Here is a 21,192-nt window from a genome sequence, read left to right as displayed (position 1 = left end):
GCGCGCCTCCCTGCGTCAGACCGTCAGGTCCCCGGAGAACACCAGCTCGGCCGGCCCGGACAGCGACACGTGCTCGCCGTCCTCCGCCGCGAACATCCGCACCGTCACGACGCCGCCCGGAACCCGCACGCGCCAGGTGTCCGGCGCACCGGAGCCGACCCAGTACCGCGTCGCCAGGGCAGCAGCCACCGCGCCGGTGCCGCACGACAGCGTCTCGCCGCTGCCCCGCTCGTGCACCCGCATCGTGATCTCGCCGACGCCGTCGTTGATCAGGGGGTCGCCGGGCAGCACGAACTCGACGTTGGCGCCGTGCTCGGGCGCCGGGTCGAGCACGGGCAGGAAGGTCAGGTCGAGGTCGGCGAGTTCGTCCTCGGTCGCGACGGCGACGACCACGTGGGGGTTGCCGACGTCGATGCCGATGCCTGGCCGGGCGCCGTCGAGGTTCTTGGCGCGCACCATGACGTCGTCGGAGCCGCCGTCCTCGATGCCCAGCCCCCACCGGCCGAGGTCGGCAGCGAAGCCGTTGGTGGTCCGCTGGATGTCGACCAGGCCCTTGCGGCTGCCGACGGTCAGGGTCTCACCGGGTGCGAGCTCGACCAGGCCGGACTCGGTCAGGTACCGCGCGAACACCCGGATCCCGTTGCCGCACATCTCGGCGACGGTGCCGTCGGCGTTGTGGTAGTCCATGAACCACGTCGCCGCGGGTTCGACGGCCACCAGCGCGCGTCCTTCGGGGATCGCTTCGGACCGCACCGCACGGATCACGCCGTCGCCGCCCACGCCGAAGCGTCGGTCCGCGATCGCGCGGATCCGCTCGGGGGTCAGGTCGACGGTGGCGTCGGGGTCGGCGAACAGGACGAAGTCGTTGCCGGTCCCCTGGCCCTTGGTGAAGTGCAGCTCGGTCACGGGACGATCCTACGGGCCAGTTCCGCCAGGTCCCCGCGGTCGGCTCCGGTGACGTCGAGGGTCTCGGCGTCGGCGTAGCGCCGGAACCACGACACCTGCCGTCGGGCGTACTTGCGCGTCGCGATGCCGGTCGCCTCGACCGCGGCCTCGATCGTCGAGGTCCCCCGCAGCACGTCGAGCGCCTGCGAGTACCCGATCGCGGCCCGCGCGGTCTTCCCGTCTTCGATGCCCTGCTCGCGCAGCGCTGCGACCTCGTCGACGAGCCCGGCGGCGAACATGCCCGCCGCACGCGCGTGCAGCGCCGCGACGAGCTGCTCGCGGTCACGCCGCAGGTGCAGGATCCGGGACGGTCGCCAGGCGCGGGGCGCGGACGGGAGGCTCGGGGTCACGACCTCGGATCGGCTCGCGATCTCGAGTGCTCGGATCAACCGCCGTGGGTTGCGTGCATCGATCGTCGCTGCGGCCGCCGGGTCCATGCCGCGGAGCCGCTCGAGCAGGGTGCCCGGACCGAGCTCGTCGTGCTCGCGCTCGAGCTGCGCGCGGAGTTCCGGGTCGGTGCCGGGGAACGCCAGGTCGAACAGGACGGAGGACACGTAGAGCCCACTGCCGCCGACGAGCACGGCGACGCCGCCGTCCGCCTGGATCCGGTCCACGTCGGCTCGGGCGGCCACCTGGTACGCGGCGACGCTGGCCTCGTCGGTGACGTCGAGCACGTCGAGTTGGTGGTGCGGGATGCCGTGCCGTTCGTCGAACGACAGCTTCGCGGTGCCGATGTCCATGCCGCGGTACAGCTGCATGGCGTCGGCGTTGACGATCTCGGCGTTCCGGCCGGCGGCGCGGAGGCGTTCGGCGATCGCGATCCCGAGGTCGGACTTGCCCGTCCCCGTCGCACCGACGACGGCGATCAGGTCAGCGGCCGACACGGAGCGTCGGCAGCCCGAGCGACACCGGGCGCGGACCGTCGCCGGGCGCCGCCGCGGTCGGCACGCCGCAGCTCTCGGCCTCGGCGCGGTCCCAGGCGTCGCCCGCTCGGGTGCGTCGGATGCGCAGCGGAGCATCGTCGTCGGCGATCAGGAAGTGCGGGGCCGCTCGGGTGATCTCGACCGTCACGACGTCGCCGGGTCGCGGGACCGCGGAGCCCTCCGGCACGGCGAAGTGCACGAGCCGCGAGTCTTCCGCGCGTCCGGACAACCGGCGGGTCGCGTCGTCCTTCCGTCCCTCGCCCGTCGCGACCAGGACCTCGACGCTCCGGCCGACCTGCGCGGCGTTCTCTTCAGCGGTGATGCGTTCCTGCAGCGCGACGAGCCGCTCGTACCGCTCCTGCACGACGTGCTTCGGCAGCTGGTCGTCCATCGTCGCCGCCGGGGTGCCGGGGCGGATCGAGTACTGGAACGTGAAGGCGCTGGCGAACCGTGCCTGCTCGACGACGCGGAGGGTGTCCGCGAAGTCCTCTTCCGTCTCGCCGGGGAAACCGACGATGATGTCGGTCGAGATCGCCGCGTTCGGGATCCCGGCGCGCACCCGGTCGAGGATGCCGAGGAACCGCTCGCTCCGGTAGCTCCGGCGCATGGCCTTGAGGACCCGGTCGGACCCGGACTGCAACGGCATGTGCAGCTGCGGCATGACGTTCGGGGTCTCGGCCATGGCGTCGATGACGTCGTCGGTGAAGGCCGCCGGGTGCGGGCTCGTGAAGCGGATGCGCTCGAGGCCGTCGATGGTGCCGGCCGCGCGCAGCAACTTGCCGAACGCCTGCCGGTCGCCGAACTCGACCCCGTACGAGTTCACGTTCTGCCCGAGCAGCGTGACCTCGATCGCGCCGTCGTCGACGAGCGCCTGGATCTCGGCGAGCACGTCACCCGGTCGGCGGTCCTTCTCCTTGCCACGGAGCGACGGGACGATGCAGAACGTGCACGTGTTGTTGCACCCGACCGAGATCGACACCCACCCACTGTGGGTCGAGTCGCGCTTGGTCGGCAGTGTCGACGGGAACACGTCGAGCGCTTCGAGGATCTCGATCTGCGCCTCGTCGTTGTGCCGCGCACGTTCGAGCAGCGTCGGCAACGACCCCATGTTGTGCGTGCCGAAGACCACGTCCACCCACGGCGCCTTCTCGAGGATGACGTTCTTGTCCTTCTGCGCCAGGCACCCACCGACGGCGATCTGCATGCCGGGGTGGTCGCGCTTGATGCCCGCGAGCTGCCCGAGGTTGCCGTACAGCCGGTTGTCGGCGTTCTCGCGCACCGCGCAGGTGTTGATCACGACGACGTCGGCCTGCTCGCCGTCCGCCGCCGTGTAGCCCGCCGCCTGCAGCGACCCGCTCAGCCGCTCGGAGTCGTGCACGTTCATCTGGCACCCGTAGGTGCGGACTTCGTAGGTGCGCTGGCGCGCTGCGACGGTGGCCATGGTCGTCCCAGTGTAGGTCGGGGCGACTACTCGAAGCGCACGGTCCCGCGGCCCGTCGGAGGCCGGCGACCGCCGCCGTCGAGGGCCCGCTGGACGGCGATCCGCACCACGCCCGAGCCGTAGCCCTTGCGCATCAGGAACCCCGACAACCGACGCTCGGCGGTCGCACGGTCGAGGCCACGCATCTGCGGCGCACGCTTGTCGGCGAGCTCCTGGGCGCGGATGAACTCGTCGTCCTCGTCGTCGGCGGCCTCATCGAGCGCGGTGTCGATCGCGATCTGGTCGATGCCACGACGACGCAGCTCGGTGACCACGCCCTGCCGCCCCAGACCCTTGCGGGCGTGCAGGCGGTCCACCAGGTCGGTGGCGAGGGCGACGTCGTCGAGCAGCCCGACGCGGGTCAGGCGTTCGATCTCGTGCTCGACCACGTCGGGGTCGAGGTCCTGCTGGGTGAGCAGTGTCCGCATCTCGGACTCGCTCACGCCCTTTCGTCCGAGCGCCCGCATGCTGAGCCGCTCGGCGTCGGCGCGCTGCTCGTCCAGGGGGCGCGGAGCGTCCGCAGGGTCGAGTTCTTCGCCACCGGCGATCGAGAAGACCGACGCCGTCGTGGCGTCTGCCCCGTCGTCGTCGTAGCCGTCCTGCTCGGCCCGCATGCTCCGACCGGAACCGTCGCCGATGACCGGCGAGACCCAGTCGGCCTGTGCGCGTGGCCCGCGGATGGGCAGCGGGACGGGCGTGTCCGCATCGTCCTCGAGCACGGGCTCCGGAACGCTGGGCACCGTCTGCTCGGGCTCGGGGGTGGGCTCCGCAGCTGCCGGGGCCCGACGACGGGACCTCGCACCGAACAGGTCGGTGACCGGTGCGAGGCCGTCGTCGTCGTGGTCGGTGCTCACGCGCCCTTGCGCTCCGCGAGCTTCGGCGCGATCGACTCGACCGGGGCCTCTTCCGCCTTGGCACCACCGACGCCGAGCTTGGCGAGGATCTTGCCCTCGATCTCAGCCGCGGTGTCGGGGTTCTGGATCAGGAAGGAACGCGAGTTCTCCTTGCCCTGCCCGAGCTGGTCGCCGTCGTAGGTGTACCAGGCACCCGACTTCTTGACGATGCCGTGGTCGACACCGAAGTCGAGCAGCGAGCCTTCGCGCGAGATGCCGACGCCGTACAGGATGTCGAACTCGGCCTGCTTGAAGGGCGGCGCCATCTTGTTCTTGACGACCTTGACACGCGTGCGGTTGCCCACCGCGTCGGTGCCGCTCTTGAGCGTCTCGATGCGACGGATGTCGAGGCGGACGGACGCGTAGAACTTCAGCGCCTTACCGCCCGAGGTGGTCTCCGGGGAGCCGAAGAACACACCGATCTTCTCGCGCAGCTGGTTGATGAAGATCATCGTGGTCTGCGTCTGGTTCAGCCCACCGGCGAGCTTGCGCAGCGCCTGGGACATGAGGCGGGCCTGCAGACCGACGTGGGAGTCACCCATCTCGCCCTCGATCTCGGCGCGCGGCACCAGTGCTGCGACCGAGTCGATCACGATGAGGTCGATCGAGCCGGAGCGGACGAGCATGTCCGCGATCTCGAGCGCCTGCTCGGCGGTGTCCGGCTGCGACACGAGCAGGGCGTCGATGTCGACACCGAGCTTCTTGGCGTACTCCGGGTCGAGCGCGTGCTCGGCGTCGATGAAGGCCGCGATGCCACCGGCGCGCTGGGCGTTGGCGATGGCGTGGATGGTGAGGGTCGTCTTACCCGAGGACTCCGGGCCGTAGATCTCGACGATGCGGCCGCGGGGCAGTCCGCCGATGCCGAGCGCGACGTCGAGCGCCACCGACCCGGTCTGGATGACGTTGACGGGTGCGCGTTCGTCCGAACCGAGGCGCATGATCGCACCCTTGCCGAACTGCCTGTCGATCTGTGCGAGTGCGGTCTCGAGGGCCTTTTCGCGGTCTGCCGGTGATGGCATGGAGTGCTCCTTCGTGCTCGTGTTCGGCCGCCTGTAGGCTGTCGCGTCCACGCCGGCCGGTGGTGCAAGGCCGATGGTTCTGCGACAAGGCTTCGGGCTGTTCCCGATGTCCATCAACCTATGGCTGGCCACCGACATCTCTGCCGACGATCACGCGATCTGTGGATGGAACACCTGGGCGATGCCGCTGTGGAGGAACGTACCACCGATCGAACACCCGTTCGAGCAACACGCCGAACACAGTTTCGGGTGGTCGAGGCAGCGCGACTGAGGGCTGCCGCCTCAGTTCTGCGGCTCGGCCAGCCCCTTGCCGTGCCGCCGGTCGAGCGGGACGTCCTGCGAGTCGCAGAGGGCATCCCACACCCGGCGGGCGTCGATGCCGGCGGCGAGGGCGTCCACGGCAGAGCGGCCTCCGAGGTCCTCGAGCACGACGTCACGGCTGACCACGGACCCGTAGGCCTCGCCGAACACCTGGTCGACGGCACGCCAGAATTCACTCACCCGCATCCGACAAGCCTAAAGCGTCCCCGAACGCAGAACGCCCCCGCCGGGAGGTTCCGGCGGGGGCGTTCAGTGCGAGGCGCTCAGCGCACCGCGAGGTCGTTGTCGAACTCGGCGACGAGGTCGTCCGGGAGCGTGTCGGGGACGGGAGTGAGTCCCTCGACGATCGCGAGGCGGTCGCCCACCTCGCGCATGATCGTGGAGATGGGGGTGTCCAGCGCGTCCGCGACGGACGCGAGGATCTCCGAGCTGGCCTCTTTCTGACCACGCTCGACCTCACTGAGGTACCCGAGAGCCACACTGGCCTTGGACGCGACCTGACGGAGGGTCCGGCCCTTCTGCAAGCGGAAGTCCCGAAGCACATCGCCGATTTCCTGACGAACGAGAACCATGAGAACTCCTCCTCTCTGTCGTCTCCGCGCCCGCCCGATCCGGAGGATCGAGTTCGGGTTCAGCAACTTTAGCGTTGCCGGTTGAAGCATGCTAACCAGGCTGGCTGCCGTCCTGCTGGAGATTGCGTGAGATGTAACCCAGTGGAAACGGGACCTATTCCCGGCCCCGGACCACGGACGACATCCGTGTCAGGAGTTCGGAGACGGACGCCATGCGGATTGCACCGCGGTCCCCGTCGAGGTGGAGTTCCCAGGCAGTGGCGCCGTCCGCTGACGCGATGCCGACGTAGACGGTGCCGACCGGCTTGCCGTCCTGCGGGTCCGGCCCGGCGACCCCGGTCGTGCTGATCCCCCACGTCGCCGGCTCACCGTCGACGGACAGCGCGATCCGGACACCGGCCGCCATCTGCCGCGCGACCTCGGGATCGACGGCCCCGTTGGCCGCCAGCAACGCCGACGACACCCCGAGCACGGTGTGCTTGACGGGCGTCGCGTAGGCCACGACTCCCCCGCGCACCACGGCGCTCGCCCCCGGAACACCGACGAGCGTCGACACCACCAACCCGCCGGTGAGCGACTCCGCCACGGCGACGGTCGCACCGCGACGCGTCAGGTCGGCGACCAGGTCCTGCGCGATCGCGTCGACCGTGTCGGCAGGGCCGGGAGGCACGGCGCCGGTCGCGTCGTCGACCTGCGTCACGCGGTGGTCCGGTTGTGCTTCCACGCCTGGTACAGGTAGTCGATGCCGCTGAGCACGGTCGCCAGGAAGGCGGCGCTCATCAGCACCACGTTCACCCAGTGCGCCCAGTCACCGACGAGCTCCCACCACGGGAACAGAGCCGACGTCAGGGCGACGGCCTGCAGCACGGTCTTGATCTTGCCACCGCGACTGGCCGGGATCACCCGGTCCGACAGCACCGCGAAGCGGAACACCGTGATGCCGATCTCGCGCACCATGATGAGCACCGTCACGTACCAGGGCAGTTCATGCAGGATCGACAGGGCGACGAGCGCGCCGCCGATCAGGACCTTGTCGGCGATCGGGTCGACGAGCTTGCCGAAGTCGGTGACCAGGTTCTGCCGCCGGGCGATGATGCCGTCGGCGCTGTCGGTCACGATCGCGACGACGAAGACGATCGCCGCCCAGATGCGCAGCGGGCCGTCGTCGCCGGCGTCGGCGAGGAGCAGCACGAAGAACAGCGGCGCCATGAGGATGCGCACCACGGTGATGATGTTCGCGACGTTCGCCGTCGATGCGGGGCCGGGACCCTTGCGGAGCAGTCGCCCGCGCCAGGGGAACTTCGCGCCGTGTGTCGTGTCCGTGCCGTCCGAGGCGGTCATCGCCTTCACTCCCTGCCCGTCAGTCCCCACGCGTCCTCATCGGGCTCGTCGTGCACTTCATCGTACCCGCGGGTCATGTCGCCCACGGGGTTGGCGCCGTAGCGGTCGCCGTCGTCACTCGGGCCGGGCACGGGGACCACGGGCGCCGGAGCAGCCGGCGGCTCCTCGCCGCGGAGCTTCGCGAGCACCGCGGGCAGCTGGTCGGTGGTGACGAGCACGTCGCGGGCCTTCGAGCCCTCGGACGGCCCGACGATGTCGCGGGACTCCATCAGGTCCATCAGGCGACCGGCCTTGGCGAAGCCGACCCGGAGCTTGCGCTGCAGCATCGAGGTCGAGCCGAACTGCGTCGAGACGACCTGTTCGACCGCCGCGAGCAGCAGTTCGAGGTCGTCGCCGATGTCGGCGTCGATCTCCTTGCGCTCGACCACGGCCTGGACGTCCTGGCGGTACTCGGGCTGGGCCTGGCGGGTGACGTGCTGGACGACCTCGGCGACCTCGCCCTCCTGCACCCACGCTCCCTGCACGCGCAGGGACTTCGACGACCCCATCGGCAGGAAGAGCGCGTCGCCCTGGCCGATGAGCTTGTCCGCGCCGGGCTGGTCGAGGATGACACGGGAGTCCGTGACGCTCGTCACCGCGAAGGCGATGCGGGACGGCACGTTCGCCTTGATCAGGCCGGTGATGACGTCCACCGACGGGCGCTGCGTCGCGAGCACCAGGTGGATGCCGGCAGCACGGGCGAGCTGGGTGATGCGGACGATGGACTCCTCGACGTCGCGCGGGGCGACGAGCATGAGGTCCGCGAGCTCGTCGACGACGACGAGCAGGTACGGGTACGGCTTGAGCTTCCGCTCGCTGCCCGCGGGCAGGACGATCTCGTTGTTCTCGATCGCCTTGTTGAAGTCGTCGACGTGGCGGAACCCGAACGACGCCAGGTCGTCGTACCGCATGTCCATCTCCTTCACGACCCACTGCAGCGCTTCGGCCGCCTTCTTCGGGTTCGTGATGATGGGCGTGATGAGGTGCGGGACACCCGCGTAGATCGAGAGCTCGACGCGCTTCGGGTCGACCAGGACCATGCGGACCTCGGACGGCTTCGCCCGCATGAGCAGCGACGTGATCATCGAGTTGATGAAGACCGACTTGCCGGAACCGGTCGAACCGGCGACGAGCAGGTGCGGCATCTTCGCCAGGTTCGCGACGACGAAGCCGCCCTCGACGTCCTTGCCGACGCCGATCGTCATCGGGTGCTTCGACTTCCGCGCCGCGTTCGACCGCAGCACGTCGCCGAGGGACACGATCTCTCGGTCGGAGTTCGGGATCTCGACGCCGATGGCGCTCTTGCCTGGGATCGGCGAGAGGATCCGGACCTCGTTGGACGCCACCGCGTAGGACAGGTTCTTCGACAGTGCCGTGACGCGCTCGACCTTGACGCCCGGGCCGAGCTCGATCTCGTAGCGGGTGACCGTCGGGCCGCGGGAGAACCCGGTGACCTTCGCGTCGACCTTGAACTCCGTCAGCACACCGGTGATGGCGGCGACGATGTCGTCGTTCGCCTGGCTGCGGGCGACCGAGGGGGTGCCGGAGCTCAGGGTGGTGGCGGCCGGCAGGCGGTACGGCTTCGACGGGTCGTCGTCGGTCGCCGCCGCGGAGAGTTCCTCGGGCTCGTCGACGACGGGGTCCTCGACGAGGGGGGCCGCGACCACGTCGGGCACCGCGGGGCGGATCGCCGCGGTCGGCTCCGGACGCGCGGGGACGTCGGTGCCGAAGTCCCGCAGGGCCTGCTCGGCGACCTGCAGGTCCTGTTCGACGGAGTCGTTGAGGTTGACCGAGGCGGGTTCGGCCGGTGTCAGGTCCACGAGACCGGCAGCAGCGCCCGCGTTGGGGTTGCCCACCGGGGCAGCGGGTGCAGCCGCCGCGGCGGGCGGCGCCGTCGGTGCGACACCGGTGGCCGGGGGCAGGACGGGGCTGTCGTACGCCGGGTCCTCTTCGCGCCCGGACTTGTTCCGCCGCCACCACGGCACGTTGTCGCCCCCGGTGTCACCGTCGGCGGCGGCCTGCTCCTCGCCGAAGCCGAGGTCGTCGAACAGCTGGAAGTCGGTGTCGCCCTTCTTGCCGCGCTTGGCCGTCTTGGTGCGGGTGGCGGGCGCAGCTGCTGCCGCTTCGACCTCGGGTTCGGCGGCCGGGGCAGGGGCGCCGAACAGGTACGCGTACAGCTCGTGCAGCCGACGGCCGACCTTGTTCGGCGGCGTCTTGGTGATGATGAAGAGGGAGAGCACGAGCAGCACGATCGCCACCGGGACCGCGACCCACGCGGTCGCGATCGTGACGAGCCAGCCGATCACGACCCAGCCGAGCACACCGCCGGCCGCAGCCAGGGCGGGCATGCCGTCCGCTGCGCTCGGCTGCCCGCCGAAGACGTGGCAGAGCGAAGCGATCGCGACGAGCAGGATCCCGAGGCCGATGCCGATCCGGGTGTTGTCGTGCACCGAGGCCGGGTGCCGGAACAGCCATCCGGCGAAGACGATCATGATCACCGGCAGGGCGAACGCCAGCCGGCCGAACAGCCCGCCGAACGTGTACGCGTCGAGTGCGACCGACACGCCGTTCGTCGGGTTGAGCCACTCGACGACCGCACCGGCGATGGCCAGCACGAACAGCAGGAACGGGAACCCGTCACGCCGCTGGTCCTTCTCGAGGGACTCCTTGCCGAGCAGTCGGAACATCGCGCCGACGCCGTGCGCCATCGCGAGCCAGAACGTCACGAGCGGGTTCTGCTCGCGGAACACCGGGGTCGGTGCCGCCTGCGGCAGCTTCTTCGTCGTGGCCTGGGTGCGCGACGAACCGCGCGTCCCGTTCCCACGGGACGACGTGGACGCGCGCGAGCGCGTGGTCGACTTGGTGCCTCCGGCCATGGGCAGAACCCTAATCCCCTCCCAGGACAAACCAAGGGAGGCCCGCCGCAGCATCCGTGACGGACGCTGGACGGGCCTCCCGGTCGACCGCGATGAACGCGACTGACGCGACGGACGCGCTACGCCTCGATGACCACCGGGACGATCATCGGACGACGGCGGTGCTTGGTGTTGACCCAGCGGCCGACCGTGCGGCGGACGACCTGCGCGAACGCGTGCGAGTCGCGCGTGCCGTTGGCGGCCGCCTCGGCGATCGCCTTGGCGATCTGCGGACGGACGTCGTCGAACACCGAGTCGTCCTCGGCGAAGCCGCGCGACTGGATCTCCGGGCCGATGACGCACTGGCCGGTGGTGAAGTCCACCGCGGCGAAGACCGAGATGAAGCCCTCTTCGGACAGCACGCGGCGGTCCTTGAGGTCGGCGTCGGTGATCTCGCCCACGGTCGATCCGTCGACGTACACGTAGCCGATGTCGAGCTGCCCGGCGACCGTCGCGACGCCGTCCTTCAGGTCGACGACGATGCCGTCCTGCCCGAGGATCACGTTGCGCGGCGGCACACCCGTCTGGATCGCCAGGTCGGCGTTCGCGTAGAGGTGACGGTGTTCGCCGTGCACGGGCAGGACGTTGCGCGGGCGCAGGATGTTGTAGCAGTAGAGCAGTTCGCCAGCCGAGGCGTGTCCGGAGACGTGCACCTTCGCGTTGCCCTTGTGCACGACCTTCGCGCCGAGCTTCGTCAGCCCGTCGATGACGCGGTACACGGCGTTCTCGTTGCCCGGGATCAGCGACGAGGCGAGGATGACGGTGTCGCCCTCGCCGATCTCGATCTGGTGCTCGAGGTTCGCCATCCGCGCGAGCACGGCCATCGGCTCGCCCTGCGACCCCGTCGACATGTAGACGATCTGGTCGTCGGGGACGTTCTTCGCCTTCTTCGTGTCGATGAGCACGTTCTCCGGCACCCGCAGGTACCCGAGGTCGGCGGCGATGGTCATGTTGCGGATCATCGAGCGCCCCATGAACGCGACCTTGCGGTTCGCGGCCGCGGCGGCGTCGAGGACCTGCTGCACGCGGTGCACGTGCGACGAGAAGCTCGCCACGACGACCTTCTTGCGGGCGCGCGTGATGATGTTCTCGAGCACCGGGCCGATGTCGCGCTCGGGAGCGGTGAAGCCCGGCACGTCGGCGTTCGTGGAGTCCGGCAGGAACAGGTCGACGCCCTGCTCCCCCAGACGCGCGAACGCACGGAGGTCGGTGATGCGGTCGTCCAGCGGGAGCTGGTCCATCTTGAAGTCACCCGTGTGCAGGACACGACCGGCGGGGGTCGTGATCGACACGGCGAGGGCGTCCGGGATGGAGTGGTTCACGGCCACGAACTCGAGGTGGAACGGGCCGAGCTGCTCGGTCTGGTCCTCGGCCACGACGAGCGTGTAGGGCTTGATCCGGTGTTCCTTGAGCTTCGCCTCGACGAGCGCCAGGGTCAGCGTGGAGCCGATCAGCGGGATGTCGTCGCGGAGCTTCAGCAGGTACGGGACGGCACCGATGTGGTCCTCGTGGCCGTGCGTGAGCACGACACCGAGGACGTCGTCGAGACGGTCACGGATCGGCGCGAAGTCCGGCAGGATCAGGTCGACCCCGGGCTGGTGCTCCTCGGGGAAGAGCACGCCGGCGTCGACGATGAGCAGCTTGCCCTCGTACTCGTAGACGGTCATGTTGCGACCGATCTCGCCGAGTCCCCCGATGGGGATGACGCGGAGGGTGCCGGGTTCGAGCGGCTGCGGTGTGGAGACTTGTGTGGGCATTCGGTCCTACGGATTCAGGCGACGCGCGAGGAGCGCGCCGCGGTGTTCGCTAGCGGGTGGTGCCTGGCACCTTTGGCAGTGCGCCGCCGGCCGCAGCGTTGCGGTCGGGGCGGAAGTTCGAGAAGTCGGCGCCGGGCACGTCGCGCACGGCTTCGAGCGAGGTCTCGATGGCGTACGCCTCGGAGTCCTCGGGGCCGACGAGCGGCAGACGGACGCGCGGGCTGCCGATGCGGCCGAGCCCGTGCAGGATGTACTTCGCCGCGACCGTGCCGGGCACGTGGGTCATCACGGCGCGGACGAGCGGCTCGACGCGCTTGTGCTCGGCGGTGGCGGTCGCCAGGTCGCCGCGGTTCACGGCGTCGATGATGGTGCGGTACGGCGTGCTCGTGATGTTCGCGGTGACGCCGATCAGACCCGTCGCGCCGATCGACAGGTGCGGGAGCACGTTGGTGTCGTCGCCGGAGAAGTACATGAGGTCGGTGTTGTTGAGCACGCGGGACACCTCGGCGAAGTCGCCCTTGGCGTCCTTCACGGCGAGGATGTTCGGGTGGTGCGACGCCCGCACGATCGTCTCGTACGTGATCGGGATGCCGGTGCGCCCCGGGATGTCGTACAGGATCACCGGCAGGTCGGTGGCGTCGGCGATCATCCGGAAGTGGGTGAGCACACCCGACTGGGTCGGCTTGTTGTAGTACGGCGTGACGATCATCACGCCGTCCGCGCCGGCCTTCTCGCTCTGCTTGTACAGGTGGATCGCGTGCGCGGTCTCGTTCGACCCGCCCCCCGTGATGATCTTCGCGCGGCCCGCGGCGACGGACTTGCCGACCTCGACCAGACGGAGCTTCTCGGGGTCGGTCAGGGTGCTGGTCTCGCCGGTCGTTCCGGTGACGACGATGCCGTCGGCGCCGGCGGTGATGCAGTCGTCGATGTGCTGCTCGACGCCGGGCCAGTCGACCTCGCCGTCGGCCGTGAACGGGGTCACGAGGGCGACGAGGACCTGACCGAAGGGATTCTCACGCGGGGACACGGGCACCAGCGTACCGGGGATGGGCGCGATGGCCGCCGTCCGGGTGGACGGTCGCCTGCCTGCGGCGCGGACGGGAGGCCCGGATCACGTCCGTCCCGCCGCTCACGCCCGGTGGGAACCAGGTTCCGGACTCACGCGCTGCGGCGCTGCCACTCGAGGAAGCGGTAGCGGGTCCCCGTGCGCGACACCTGCCAGGGGCCCTCGTCGGTGAGCGTCCAGCCAGCCGGTTCGCCGAGCGTCGGTGCGACGGTGTCGCCGGGCACGTCGACGTCGATCACGGTCTCGGACACGCGCTCGGCACGGTCCAGCGCCGCGGCGTAGACCTGGCCGCCGCCGATGACCCAGACGGGGCCGTCGGCACCCTCGAGCGCGGTCGCGAGGTCGTGCTCGACCTCGGCGCCGTCGGCGGTCCAGGACGCGTCGCGGGTGAGCACCACGTTGCGCCGACCGGGCAACGGGCGGAAGCGCTCCGGCAGGGACTCCCAGGTGCGACGGCCCATGAGCACCGTCGCGTCGCCGGTGACCTGCTTGAAGTGCGCGAGGTCCTCGGGCACGTGCCAGGGCATGCCGCCGTCGGCCCCGATGACCCCGTCGGTCGACCGGGCCCAGACCATGCCGATCATCAGACGGCGACCGCGGCCTTGATCGCCGGGTGGTGGTGGTAGCCGACGACGGTGAAGTCCTCGTACTCGTAGTCGTCGATCGAGTCGCGCGGCGCGAGCTCGAGCGTCGGCAGGGCGTACGCCGTGCGGGACAGCTGCTCCTCGACCTGCTCGACGTGGTTGTCGTAGACGTGGCAGTCGCCGCCGGTCCAGACGAAGTCGCCGACCTCGAGCCCGGTCTGCGCGGCGATCATGTGGGTCAGCAGGGCGTAGGACGCGATGTTGAACGGGACGCCGAGGAACATGTCGGCGCTCCGCTGGTAGAGCTGGCACGAGAGCTTGCCGTCGTTGACGTAGAACTGGAAGAACGCGTGGCACGGTGCGAGCGCCATGTCCGGGATGTCGGCGACGTTCCACGCCGAGACGATGAGCCGGCGGCTGTCCGGGTTCGTGCGGATCTGGTCGATGACCTGGGCGATCTGGTCGACGTGCTCGCCGGACGGGGTCGGCCACGAGCGCCACTGCACGCCGTAGACGGGGCCGAGGTCGCCGTCCTCGTCCGCCCACTCGTTCCAGATCCGGACACCGTGCTCCTGCAGCCAGGTGGCGTTGCCGTCGCCGCGCAGGAACCAGAGCAGCTCGTACGCGATCGACTTGAAGTGCACGCGCTTCGTGGAAACGAGCGGGAAGCCCTTCGACAGGTCGTAGCGGAGCTGCGCGCCGAACAGGCTGCGGGTCCCGGTGCCGGTGCGGTCACCCTTCGGCGTGCCCTCGGTCAGGACCCGGCGGAGCAGGTCCTCGTACGGGGTCGGCACGGTGGGGTCGGGCTGCACGGTCTCGCTGTCGCTCACACACAGAAGCCTACGTCGGCGAAAGCCGACGGCAGCATGAGTAGCGTTGCCGGCATGGCAGACACGGCGGCAGAGCCCCTCTCGATCCTGATCGCCGGTGCGTCCGGTTTCATCGGCACCCCGCTCGTCCGCGCGCTGCGCGAGGCGGGCCACCACGTGACCACGCTCGTCCGACGCGAGCCGCACACGGCCACCGAGTTCCGATGGGCTCCGGGTCGCCGGCCGCTCGACCCGGCCATCGTCGACGGTGCGGACGTGGTGATCAACCTGGCGGGGGCGAACATCGGCAAGCTGCCCTGGACCGCGAAGTACCGCGAGGAGATCCGGCGCTCCCGCGTCGACGCGACCGACACCCTGGTCGAGGCGATGCGGCACGCCAGCACTCCCCCGGCACTGTTCCTGTCCGGATCGGCGTCCGGCGTGTACGGCGACCGACCGGCGGACGTCCTGCAGGACGACGCGGCGCCCGGCACCGGGTTCCTCGCCGAGGTCTGCACCGCGTGGGAGGCCGCGGCGAACGCTGCCCCGGACGGCGTCCGTGTGGTGACCCTCCGCACGGGCATCGTGATCGGCGAGGGCGGCGGCGCGCTCGCACCCCTGATCCCGCTCACCCGGGCAGGGCTCGGCGGTCGCCTCGGAACCGGCGGGCAGCACTGGCCGTGGATCGCGCTCGAGGACGAGGTCGGGGCGATCGTGCACCTGGCGACGAGCCCGTCGGCGTCCGGGGTCAGCGGGCCGGTGAACCTGGCCGGACCGGAAGCCGTCGTCGCCGACCGCATCACCAAGCGCGTCGCCGAGGACCTGCACCGGCCGTACCTGTTCCGGATCCCGGAGTTCGCGCTGCGCCTGGCGCTGCAGGACGCCGCCGACGAGATGCTGCTGTCGAGTCAGCGGATGGTGCCGATGAAGCTGCTCGAGTCCGGCTACGTGTTCCGGTACACGCGTGCGGTGGACGCGGTCGACGCGGTCCTCTGACCAGGTCTCAGGCGCTCGACCGCGAGAGGGCCGTCCGCATCGCGGCTCGAGCGCGCTTGCGGTCCCCCGCGGCGTCGTAGACGACCCCGAGCCGGTACCAGGCGCGCCAGTTCGCCGGGTCCTGCTCGACGGCGGCCTTGTACTGCGGGAAGAGTTCGTCGGCGGCCTCGCGCGTCGGACGGCCGGACGGACGCACGGGCACGACGTCCTCCGGTGCACCGCCCTCGGCCTCGAGCCGGGATCCGAGCCGGGTGATCCGGATGCCGAAGCGGAACTCGAGCACGAGCAGCAGCGCCCCGATCGCGGCGACGACGAACAGTGCGACGCCGATGCCGATCCCGATCGGGATGCCGGTGGCGATGAAGGCCACGGCCCGCTGCCCGACGAGCGCGATGTAGAGCGCCAACAGCAGGGTCATCAGCGCTGCGCCCCAGAACGGCGACCGGATCGCGCGGCCGGCCCGCGCTGCACGTCCCACCGGGTCAGCCGATGCCGAGGACGCTGCCGAGGCCCACGGTGAGCCCGCGGGCGGATCCGAGCGCCGACAGCGCCGCACGGATCCCGGCGACGTAGGCGACGTCGTCGTTGGTGTCGTGCCGGATCGTCAGGGTCTCGCCGGGGCCGCTGAGCAGGACGTCCTGCACGGCCTTCACCCCGGGCAGCCGGAGCGAGTGGATCGGCACGCTCGCCACCTGCTGGCCGCGGGCGCGCTGGTCGACGTGCGGAGCCTCGACCGGGCCGACGTCGCGACGGGCCTCGGCGATCAGCTCGGCGGTGCGCACCGCGGTGCCGGACGGCGAGTCGATCTTGCCGGCGTGGTGCGTCTCGACGATCTCGACGGAGGGGAACCACGGCGCCGCGATGGTGGCGAGGTGGGTGCCGAGCACCGACCCGATCGAGAAGTTCGGGACCACGAGGACGCCCTGGTCGGGACGCTCCTGCAGGGCGGTGCGGAGCTTCGCGAGACGGTCGGCGGACCATCCGGACGTGCCGACGAGGACGTTCGCCCCGCTCGACAGCGCGTTCTCGACGATCGCGGGGCTGAGCGCCGGCACCGTCACGTCCACGACGAGCGCGGCACCGCCGAACACCGACGGCGGTGCTTCGTGGGCACCGTCCTTCGACGACAGACGGGCGACGAGCTCGAACTCCGGGAGTTCCTCGACGACGGAGGCCACGAGGCCCCCGAGACGACCGGTGGCGCCGACGACGGCGACGGGAGTGACCATGCGGTCCATCCTAGGATCGACGCATGTCAGTCGAGGTCAGGACCGTGCCGGCCGATCTGCCCGAGGTCGACGTCCTGCTCGGCGCGTACCTCGACGAGCGCGAGGCGACGTTCCCCAGTGCGCAGGGCGCGTACTCGCGGAAGCGCACCCCGGCGGCGGAGTTCACGCCGCCGAACGGGGTCTTCGCTGTGGCGTACGACGGCGGGGTCGCTGTCGGCTGCGGCGGCCTGCGGCGGATCGCGGACGACCCCGACGCGACCATCACGGACGTCCGGTTCGAGGTCAAGCACGTCTTCGTCACCCCGGCGGGACGGGGCAAGGGCGTGGCCACGGCGCTGATGGACGCGCTCGAACAGGACGGCGCCGCGCTGGGCGCGACGAGCATCGTGCTCGACACGAACGACTCGCTCGTCGCTGCGGGCGCGATGTACCGCAGCCGGGGCTACGAGCGCGTCGCGCCGTTCAACGAGAACCCGAACGCGACCGCCTGGTACCGCAAGCCGGTCTCCCGCTAGACGGGCTGGTCGACCGGCAGCCCGGTGCGGAGCTCCACCGGCAGGTGGGCCAGGTCGTTCAGGGCGACCACCTCGGCCGGCTTCGCGGAACGGATCCGGATGATCGTGAGCGCGGTGTGCGCGACGTTCGTGCCCATCCAGCGCCACTCGGGCGCCTGGAACGCCTCGCGCACGAACCAGCCGATCACGGCGTTGTGGGTGATGAGCAGGTCGTGCCGGTCCTCGCGCGCCGGGGTGAACCACTCGGAGACGGCGTCGCCCATCTGCGCCTGGCCGGCGATGATCTCCTCTTCCGTGACGCCGCCGTACCAGCCCTGGTAGGCATGCGGCATGTCCGGGGTCGGGCCGGAGGGGACGCAGTCGAACAGCAGCGTCGACGGTTCGGGCTGGATCGACGGCAGTCGCTGCGCCAGGAACGCGGCGGTCTCGCTCGGGGCCTCCAACGGGGAGTGGTACACGCCGTCGAACGGCAGCCCGCCGAGGCGATCGGCGACGAGCATGGCCTGGCGCTTGCCGCGTTCCGACAGCTTGCCGTCGCGGAGGCCGTGCTCGGCGTCCTGGTGTTCGCCGTGCCGGACGAGGTACAGGTAGTGCGACATGTCGGTGCTCAGCTGCCCATCCCGATCGCTGCGGCGAGCTCGCCCTGCTGCACCGCCCCGACCACCGACGTGATCGTCGGGCGGGTCAGGAGATCGCGGGCGAGTTCGAGCACGCCGTCGGTGGTGACGCGGTCGACCCGCTCCAGTGCGGTCGACAGGTCGGTGTACTCCCCGGTGCCGAGCTCGGACCGGCCGAGGCGGGTCATCCGGGCGTCGGAGTCCTCGAGCGAGAGCGTCAGGGCCCCTTCGATCTGGCCCTTCGCACGGCGGAGCTCGTCGTCCGTGATGCCGTCGTCCACCATGCGGCGGAACTCGGCGTCGATGATCTCGATGACGCCGGGGACGTTGTCGGGCGCACAGCCCGCGTAGACGCCGAAGGCGCCGTTGTCGAGGTAGGCGGGCGCGAAGGACGACACCGCGTAGGCGAGGCCGCGTCGCTCGCGGACCTCTTGGAAGAGCCGGGAGCTCATGCCCCCGCCGAGCACGGCGTTCAGGACGCTGAGGGACGGTCGGCGGTCGTCGCGCAGGTCGAGCCCCTGCGAGCCGCGCAGCATGCTGACCTGCTCCGTCGGACGGTGGACCACCGACAGCTTCGGTTCGATGGGGTCGGCGACGGTCTGGGGCGTCCGGCGCGCGAGCGGCTCGGCGTGCGGGGCGTCGTGGAACACGGCAGCCACCGTGTCGCAGAACCGGTCGTGGTCGACGGCACCGGCGGCGGTCACGACGATGCCGTTCGGTGCGTAGTGCTCGCGGTAGTGGGCCAGGACCTCGTCCCGCTGGACCGCGCGGATGCTGTCCGGGGTCCCGCCGATCGGGCGACCGAGCGGGTGTCCGCCGAAGGCCGCGGCGAAGAACGCTTCGCCCGCGACGTCGGCCGGGTCGTCGGCGGCCATCGCGAGTTCTTCGAGGATGACACCGCGCTCGACCGCGAACGCCTCGGGGTCGAGCACCGAGCCGGTCACCATGTCACCGATCACCTGCACGGCCATCGGGACGTCGGCGTCCCGCACCCGTGCGTAGTAGCAGGTGTACTCCTTGGCCGTCGCGGCGTTGTGCTCGCCGCCGACCGAGTCGAACGCGATCGCGATGTCGAGCGCCGACCGGGTCTCGGTGCCCTTGAACAGCAGGTGCTCGAGGAAGTGGGTCGATCCGAACTGGCCGTCGCGTTCGTCGCGCGAACCGACGCCGACCCAGAACCCGATGCTCGTCGAAGCGGCACCGGGCACGGCTTCGGTCAGCACACGGACACCCGACGGCAGCACGGTGCGGCGGACGAAGGCCCCTCCGGACGTCAGGAAGGACGTGTCCGGGGCCCCGAGCGGCAGTGGCACTGGCTGGTTCATCGCAGACGAGCCTACTGATGCTCCGGAGCCCACCGCCCAGTTTCCACAGGCCCACGGACTGTCACTCGAAGAGGGGTACAGAAATTGCGGACAGACCGACTCGTCTGTCTGTCCTCCTTGTGGTACAGTCGTTCACGCCGGATCGAAAGCCCCCCTAAGTTCCGATCCGGCGGCTCGGGACATCAGTCCTCGCGGCCACGAGTCCCCCCACTTGTCCGCGGAGCCGATGAACCAAGGAGCCACGCTGTGACGGTCGATTCCCCCCAACCGGCCGTCCAGCGTCTCCCTGGTCCGAGCACGAACCTCGCGTCGCCGGACGGGTCGAGCGTCCCCCCGACTCCCCGCTCCGGCGGCGCGAAGGTCCGCATCCTCGAGACGGCCACGCGACTCTTCTACGAAGAGGGCATCCACAGCGTCGGCGTCGACCGCCTCATCTCCGAGGCGAGCGTCACGAAGGCGACGTTCTACAAGCACTACGGGTCGAAGGACAACCTGATCCTCGCCTACATCCGCACGCAGCACGAGCGGGTGCAGGAACGCCTGGAACAGCTCGTCACCGACGCCGGCTCCCCCGCCGCAGCGGTCCGCGCCTGGGTCACCGCCCTGGCGGACGAGGTCAACGACCCCGACTTCCGCGGGTGCGCGTTCCTCAACGCCGCCGCCGAGTACCACGACCCCCGCGACCCCGTGCGCGAGGTGGTCGCCACCCACCGCGACTGGTACACCGACCGGCTCGCCACCCTGCTGCAGGAGTCCGGCCACCAGCTGCCGGGCGACGGCGCCGACGAGCTCATGCTCGCGCGCGACGGCGCGATGGCCGGCGCCTACGCCGGTGACGCCATCGCGGCGACGGCAGCGCTCGGTCGCGTCGTCGACCGCGTCCTCGCCGCCTGACGCCCGGCTGCCGCCGACGCACAACGACACCCCCGATGTCGCACGACGTCGGCTCTGTCGCTCCACCGCGGCCGCACCAGTTGCAGGCGCGCACGAACGACGGAGCCGACGTCGTACGACGTCGACCTTGTCGCGTCAGCCGTCGGCGCCAGCCCGGCGCGACCATCTGAGCGACGGGAGGCCCGTGCCGGCCTGACACCGCGCCTCCCGTCCGCCCGTGCGCACCCGCGCACCCGCGCACCCCGCGCGACCTTCCGCGCACCGAGCGCAGGCCGAGGCTGCGGGTGTTGGCTGGGGACATGGCCAACGACCCCAACTGGAACCTCCCCGAGGTCCCCTCGTTCACCCTGACCAGCCCCGACTTCACCGACGGCGGCGCACTGCCGACCTCGGCGCGCGGCACCGACGCGGGTGGCGAGGACCGCTCCCCCGCACTCGAGTGGTCCGGCGCTCCCGAGGGCACGAAGAGCTTCGTGCTCACCGTGTACGACCCCGACGCCCCGACCGGTTCGGGCTTCTGGCACTGGAGCCTGACCGACATCCCGGGCTCGGCGACCTCGCTGCCCGCCGGCGCCGGAACCGACGACGCCCTGCTGCCAGCAGAGGCACTCCGCCGCCGCAACGAGTTCGGTACCGACACGTTCCTCGGCGCCGCTCCGCCCGCCGGCCACGGCGTGCACCGTTACTTCTTCACGCTGAGCGCCCTCGACGTGCCGCTGCTCGAGGCACCGGCCGACGCGACCCCCGCGGTCGTCGGGTTCGTGCTGCGCGAGCACCTGCTCGGTCGCGCGCAGCTCGTCGGCACGCAGGAGACCCCCGCCGCCTGACCCCGCGCCAGGCGCCGGTCCGAGTCTCGCGCTCGGCGACACTTCTCGCGCTCCGGCGCCCGATAAGTGTCGCTCAGGCCGAGACTCGGGCCAGCGCAAGACCCCGCAACGACGAACGGCCGCCG

Annotated in this window: 22 protein-coding genes; 4 read left to right on the top strand and 18 right to left on the bottom strand. The window is 70.7% G+C overall.

The window, feature by feature from the left end:
* Positions 1 to 15: 15 nt before the first annotated feature.
* From dapF to DEJ14_RS06185, 14 genes are all read right to left on the bottom strand, one after another.
* Entirely contained in the window at positions 16 to 906 is an 891-nt protein-coding gene (gene dapF, locus DEJ14_RS06250) for a diaminopimelate epimerase (protein ID WP_111084599.1), read from the bottom strand.
* Positions 903 to 1,829: a tRNA (adenosine(37)-N6)-dimethylallyltransferase MiaA gene (gene miaA / locus DEJ14_RS06245; protein ID WP_111084598.1), complete on the bottom strand. Its 927-nt coding sequence runs from the start codon at positions 1,827 to 1,829 to the stop codon at positions 903 to 905. The genes dapF and miaA overlap by 4 nt, the downstream gene beginning before the upstream one ends.
* Positions 1,816 to 3,309 (bottom strand): tRNA (N6-isopentenyl adenosine(37)-C2)-methylthiotransferase MiaB, encoded by a 1,494-nt coding sequence (miaB, locus tag DEJ14_RS06240; RefSeq protein WP_111084597.1) that lies wholly within the window; start codon positions 3,307 to 3,309, stop codon positions 1,816 to 1,818. Before miaB ends, miaA begins: the two co-directional genes overlap by 14 nt.
* A gap of 26 nt (positions 3,310 to 3,335) precedes the next feature.
* The gene (locus DEJ14_RS06235; RefSeq protein WP_111084596.1) at positions 3,336 to 4,202 is read right to left on the bottom strand and encodes a regulatory protein RecX; all 867 of its coding nucleotides are present in this window, start codon (positions 4,200 to 4,202) and stop codon (positions 3,336 to 3,338) included.
* Complete coding sequence (gene recA / locus DEJ14_RS06230; protein ID WP_111084595.1) at positions 4,199 to 5,260, bottom strand: recombinase RecA; 1,062 nt, start codon at positions 5,258 to 5,260, stop codon at positions 4,199 to 4,201. The genes DEJ14_RS06235 and recA overlap by 4 nt, the downstream gene beginning before the upstream one ends.
* 282 nt (positions 5,261 to 5,542) lie before the next feature.
* Positions 5,543 to 5,767 carry a DUF3046 domain-containing protein gene (locus DEJ14_RS06225; RefSeq protein ID WP_111084594.1) on the bottom strand — a complete coding sequence of 75 codons (225 nt, stop codon included), beginning with the start codon at positions 5,765 to 5,767 and terminating at the stop codon, positions 5,543 to 5,545.
* A 77-nt stretch (positions 5,768 to 5,844) separates the two neighbouring features.
* On the bottom strand, positions 5,845 to 6,153 hold the full coding sequence (locus tag DEJ14_RS06220; protein ID WP_027464765.1) for a helix-turn-helix domain-containing protein: 309 nt from the start codon (positions 6,151 to 6,153) through the stop codon (positions 5,845 to 5,847).
* Between the two features lie 154 nt (positions 6,154 to 6,307).
* On the bottom strand, positions 6,308 to 6,853 hold the full coding sequence (locus tag DEJ14_RS06215) for a CinA family protein (RefSeq protein WP_258373206.1): 546 nt from the start codon (positions 6,851 to 6,853) through the stop codon (positions 6,308 to 6,310).
* Complete coding sequence (gene pgsA / locus DEJ14_RS06210) at positions 6,850 to 7,494, bottom strand: CDP-diacylglycerol--glycerol-3-phosphate 3-phosphatidyltransferase (RefSeq protein ID WP_181437447.1); 645 nt, start codon at positions 7,492 to 7,494, stop codon at positions 6,850 to 6,852. The genes DEJ14_RS06215 and pgsA overlap by 4 nt, the downstream gene beginning before the upstream one ends.
* Before the next feature lie 5 nt (positions 7,495 to 7,499).
* Positions 7,500 to 10,409 carry a DNA translocase FtsK gene (locus DEJ14_RS06205; RefSeq protein ID WP_111084592.1) on the bottom strand — a complete coding sequence of 970 codons (2,910 nt, stop codon included), beginning with the start codon at positions 10,407 to 10,409 and terminating at the stop codon, positions 7,500 to 7,502.
* Positions 10,410 to 10,528: 119 nt separating this feature from the next.
* On the bottom strand, positions 10,529 to 12,205 hold the full coding sequence (locus DEJ14_RS06200) for a ribonuclease J (RefSeq protein ID WP_111084591.1): 1,677 nt from the start codon (positions 12,203 to 12,205) through the stop codon (positions 10,529 to 10,531).
* 49 nt (positions 12,206 to 12,254) lie between these two features.
* A complete protein-coding gene (dapA, locus tag DEJ14_RS06195) occupies positions 12,255 to 13,232 on the bottom strand; it encodes a 4-hydroxy-tetrahydrodipicolinate synthase (protein ID WP_111084638.1) in 978 nt (325 codons plus the stop codon).
* Positions 13,233 to 13,363: 131 nt separating this feature from the next.
* Complete coding sequence (locus DEJ14_RS06190; RefSeq protein ID WP_111084590.1) at positions 13,364 to 13,855, bottom strand: dihydrofolate reductase; 492 nt, start codon at positions 13,853 to 13,855, stop codon at positions 13,364 to 13,366.
* Positions 13,855 to 14,685, bottom strand: a complete 831-nt coding sequence (locus DEJ14_RS06185) for a thymidylate synthase (RefSeq protein ID WP_111084589.1) — start codon at positions 14,683 to 14,685, stop codon at positions 13,855 to 13,857. Before DEJ14_RS06185 ends, DEJ14_RS06190 begins: the two co-directional genes overlap by 1 nt.
* 54 nt (positions 14,686 to 14,739) lie before the next feature.
* Here DEJ14_RS06185 and DEJ14_RS06180 point away from each other — a divergent pair, with 54 nt between their 5' ends.
* Complete coding sequence (locus tag DEJ14_RS06180; protein ID WP_111084588.1) at positions 14,740 to 15,660, top strand: TIGR01777 family oxidoreductase; 921 nt, start codon at positions 14,740 to 14,742, stop codon at positions 15,658 to 15,660.
* A gap of 7 nt (positions 15,661 to 15,667) precedes the next feature.
* On the opposite strand, the gene DEJ14_RS06175 is transcribed toward DEJ14_RS06180, so the two are convergent.
* Complete coding sequence (locus DEJ14_RS06175) at positions 15,668 to 16,138, bottom strand: tetratricopeptide repeat protein (protein WP_502868809.1); 471 nt, start codon at positions 16,136 to 16,138, stop codon at positions 15,668 to 15,670.
* Between the two features lie 4 nt (positions 16,139 to 16,142).
* Positions 16,143 to 16,889: a 4-hydroxy-tetrahydrodipicolinate reductase gene (locus DEJ14_RS06170; RefSeq protein WP_228505012.1), complete on the bottom strand. Its 747-nt coding sequence runs from the start codon at positions 16,887 to 16,889 to the stop codon at positions 16,143 to 16,145.
* 23 nt (positions 16,890 to 16,912) lie between these two features.
* Here DEJ14_RS06170 and DEJ14_RS06165 point away from each other — a divergent pair, with 23 nt between their 5' ends.
* Positions 16,913 to 17,404 carry a GNAT family N-acetyltransferase gene (locus tag DEJ14_RS06165; protein ID WP_111084586.1) on the top strand — a complete coding sequence of 164 codons (492 nt, stop codon included), beginning with the start codon at positions 16,913 to 16,915 and terminating at the stop codon, positions 17,402 to 17,404.
* Here DEJ14_RS06165 and DEJ14_RS06160 read toward each other — a convergent pair.
* Positions 17,401 to 18,003: a histidine phosphatase family protein gene (locus DEJ14_RS06160; RefSeq protein WP_111084585.1), complete on the bottom strand. Its 603-nt coding sequence runs from the start codon at positions 18,001 to 18,003 to the stop codon at positions 17,401 to 17,403. The two genes, DEJ14_RS06165 and DEJ14_RS06160, sit on opposite strands and share 4 nt — an antisense overlap.
* 8 nt (positions 18,004 to 18,011) lie before the next feature.
* Positions 18,012 to 19,346 carry a M16 family metallopeptidase gene (locus DEJ14_RS06155; protein WP_111084584.1) on the bottom strand — a complete coding sequence of 445 codons (1,335 nt, stop codon included), beginning with the start codon at positions 19,344 to 19,346 and terminating at the stop codon, positions 18,012 to 18,014.
* 246 nt (positions 19,347 to 19,592) lie between these two features.
* On the opposite strand from DEJ14_RS06155, the gene DEJ14_RS06150 reads away from it, so the two are divergent.
* The gene (locus DEJ14_RS06150; RefSeq protein WP_111084583.1) at positions 19,593 to 20,240 is read left to right on the top strand and encodes a TetR/AcrR family transcriptional regulator; all 648 of its coding nucleotides are present in this window, start codon (positions 19,593 to 19,595) and stop codon (positions 20,238 to 20,240) included.
* A gap of 299 nt (positions 20,241 to 20,539) precedes the next feature.
* Complete coding sequence (locus DEJ14_RS06145) at positions 20,540 to 21,067, top strand: YbhB/YbcL family Raf kinase inhibitor-like protein (protein WP_111084582.1); 528 nt, start codon at positions 20,540 to 20,542, stop codon at positions 21,065 to 21,067.
* Positions 21,068 to 21,192: the final 125 nt, after the last annotated feature.

The sequence above is a fragment of the Curtobacterium sp. MCJR17_020 genome (genome assembly GCF_003234365.2).
Classification (GTDB): Bacteria; Actinomycetota; Actinomycetes; order Actinomycetales; family Microbacteriaceae; genus Curtobacterium.
This window is presented reverse-complemented; position numbering and strand designations above follow the sequence as displayed.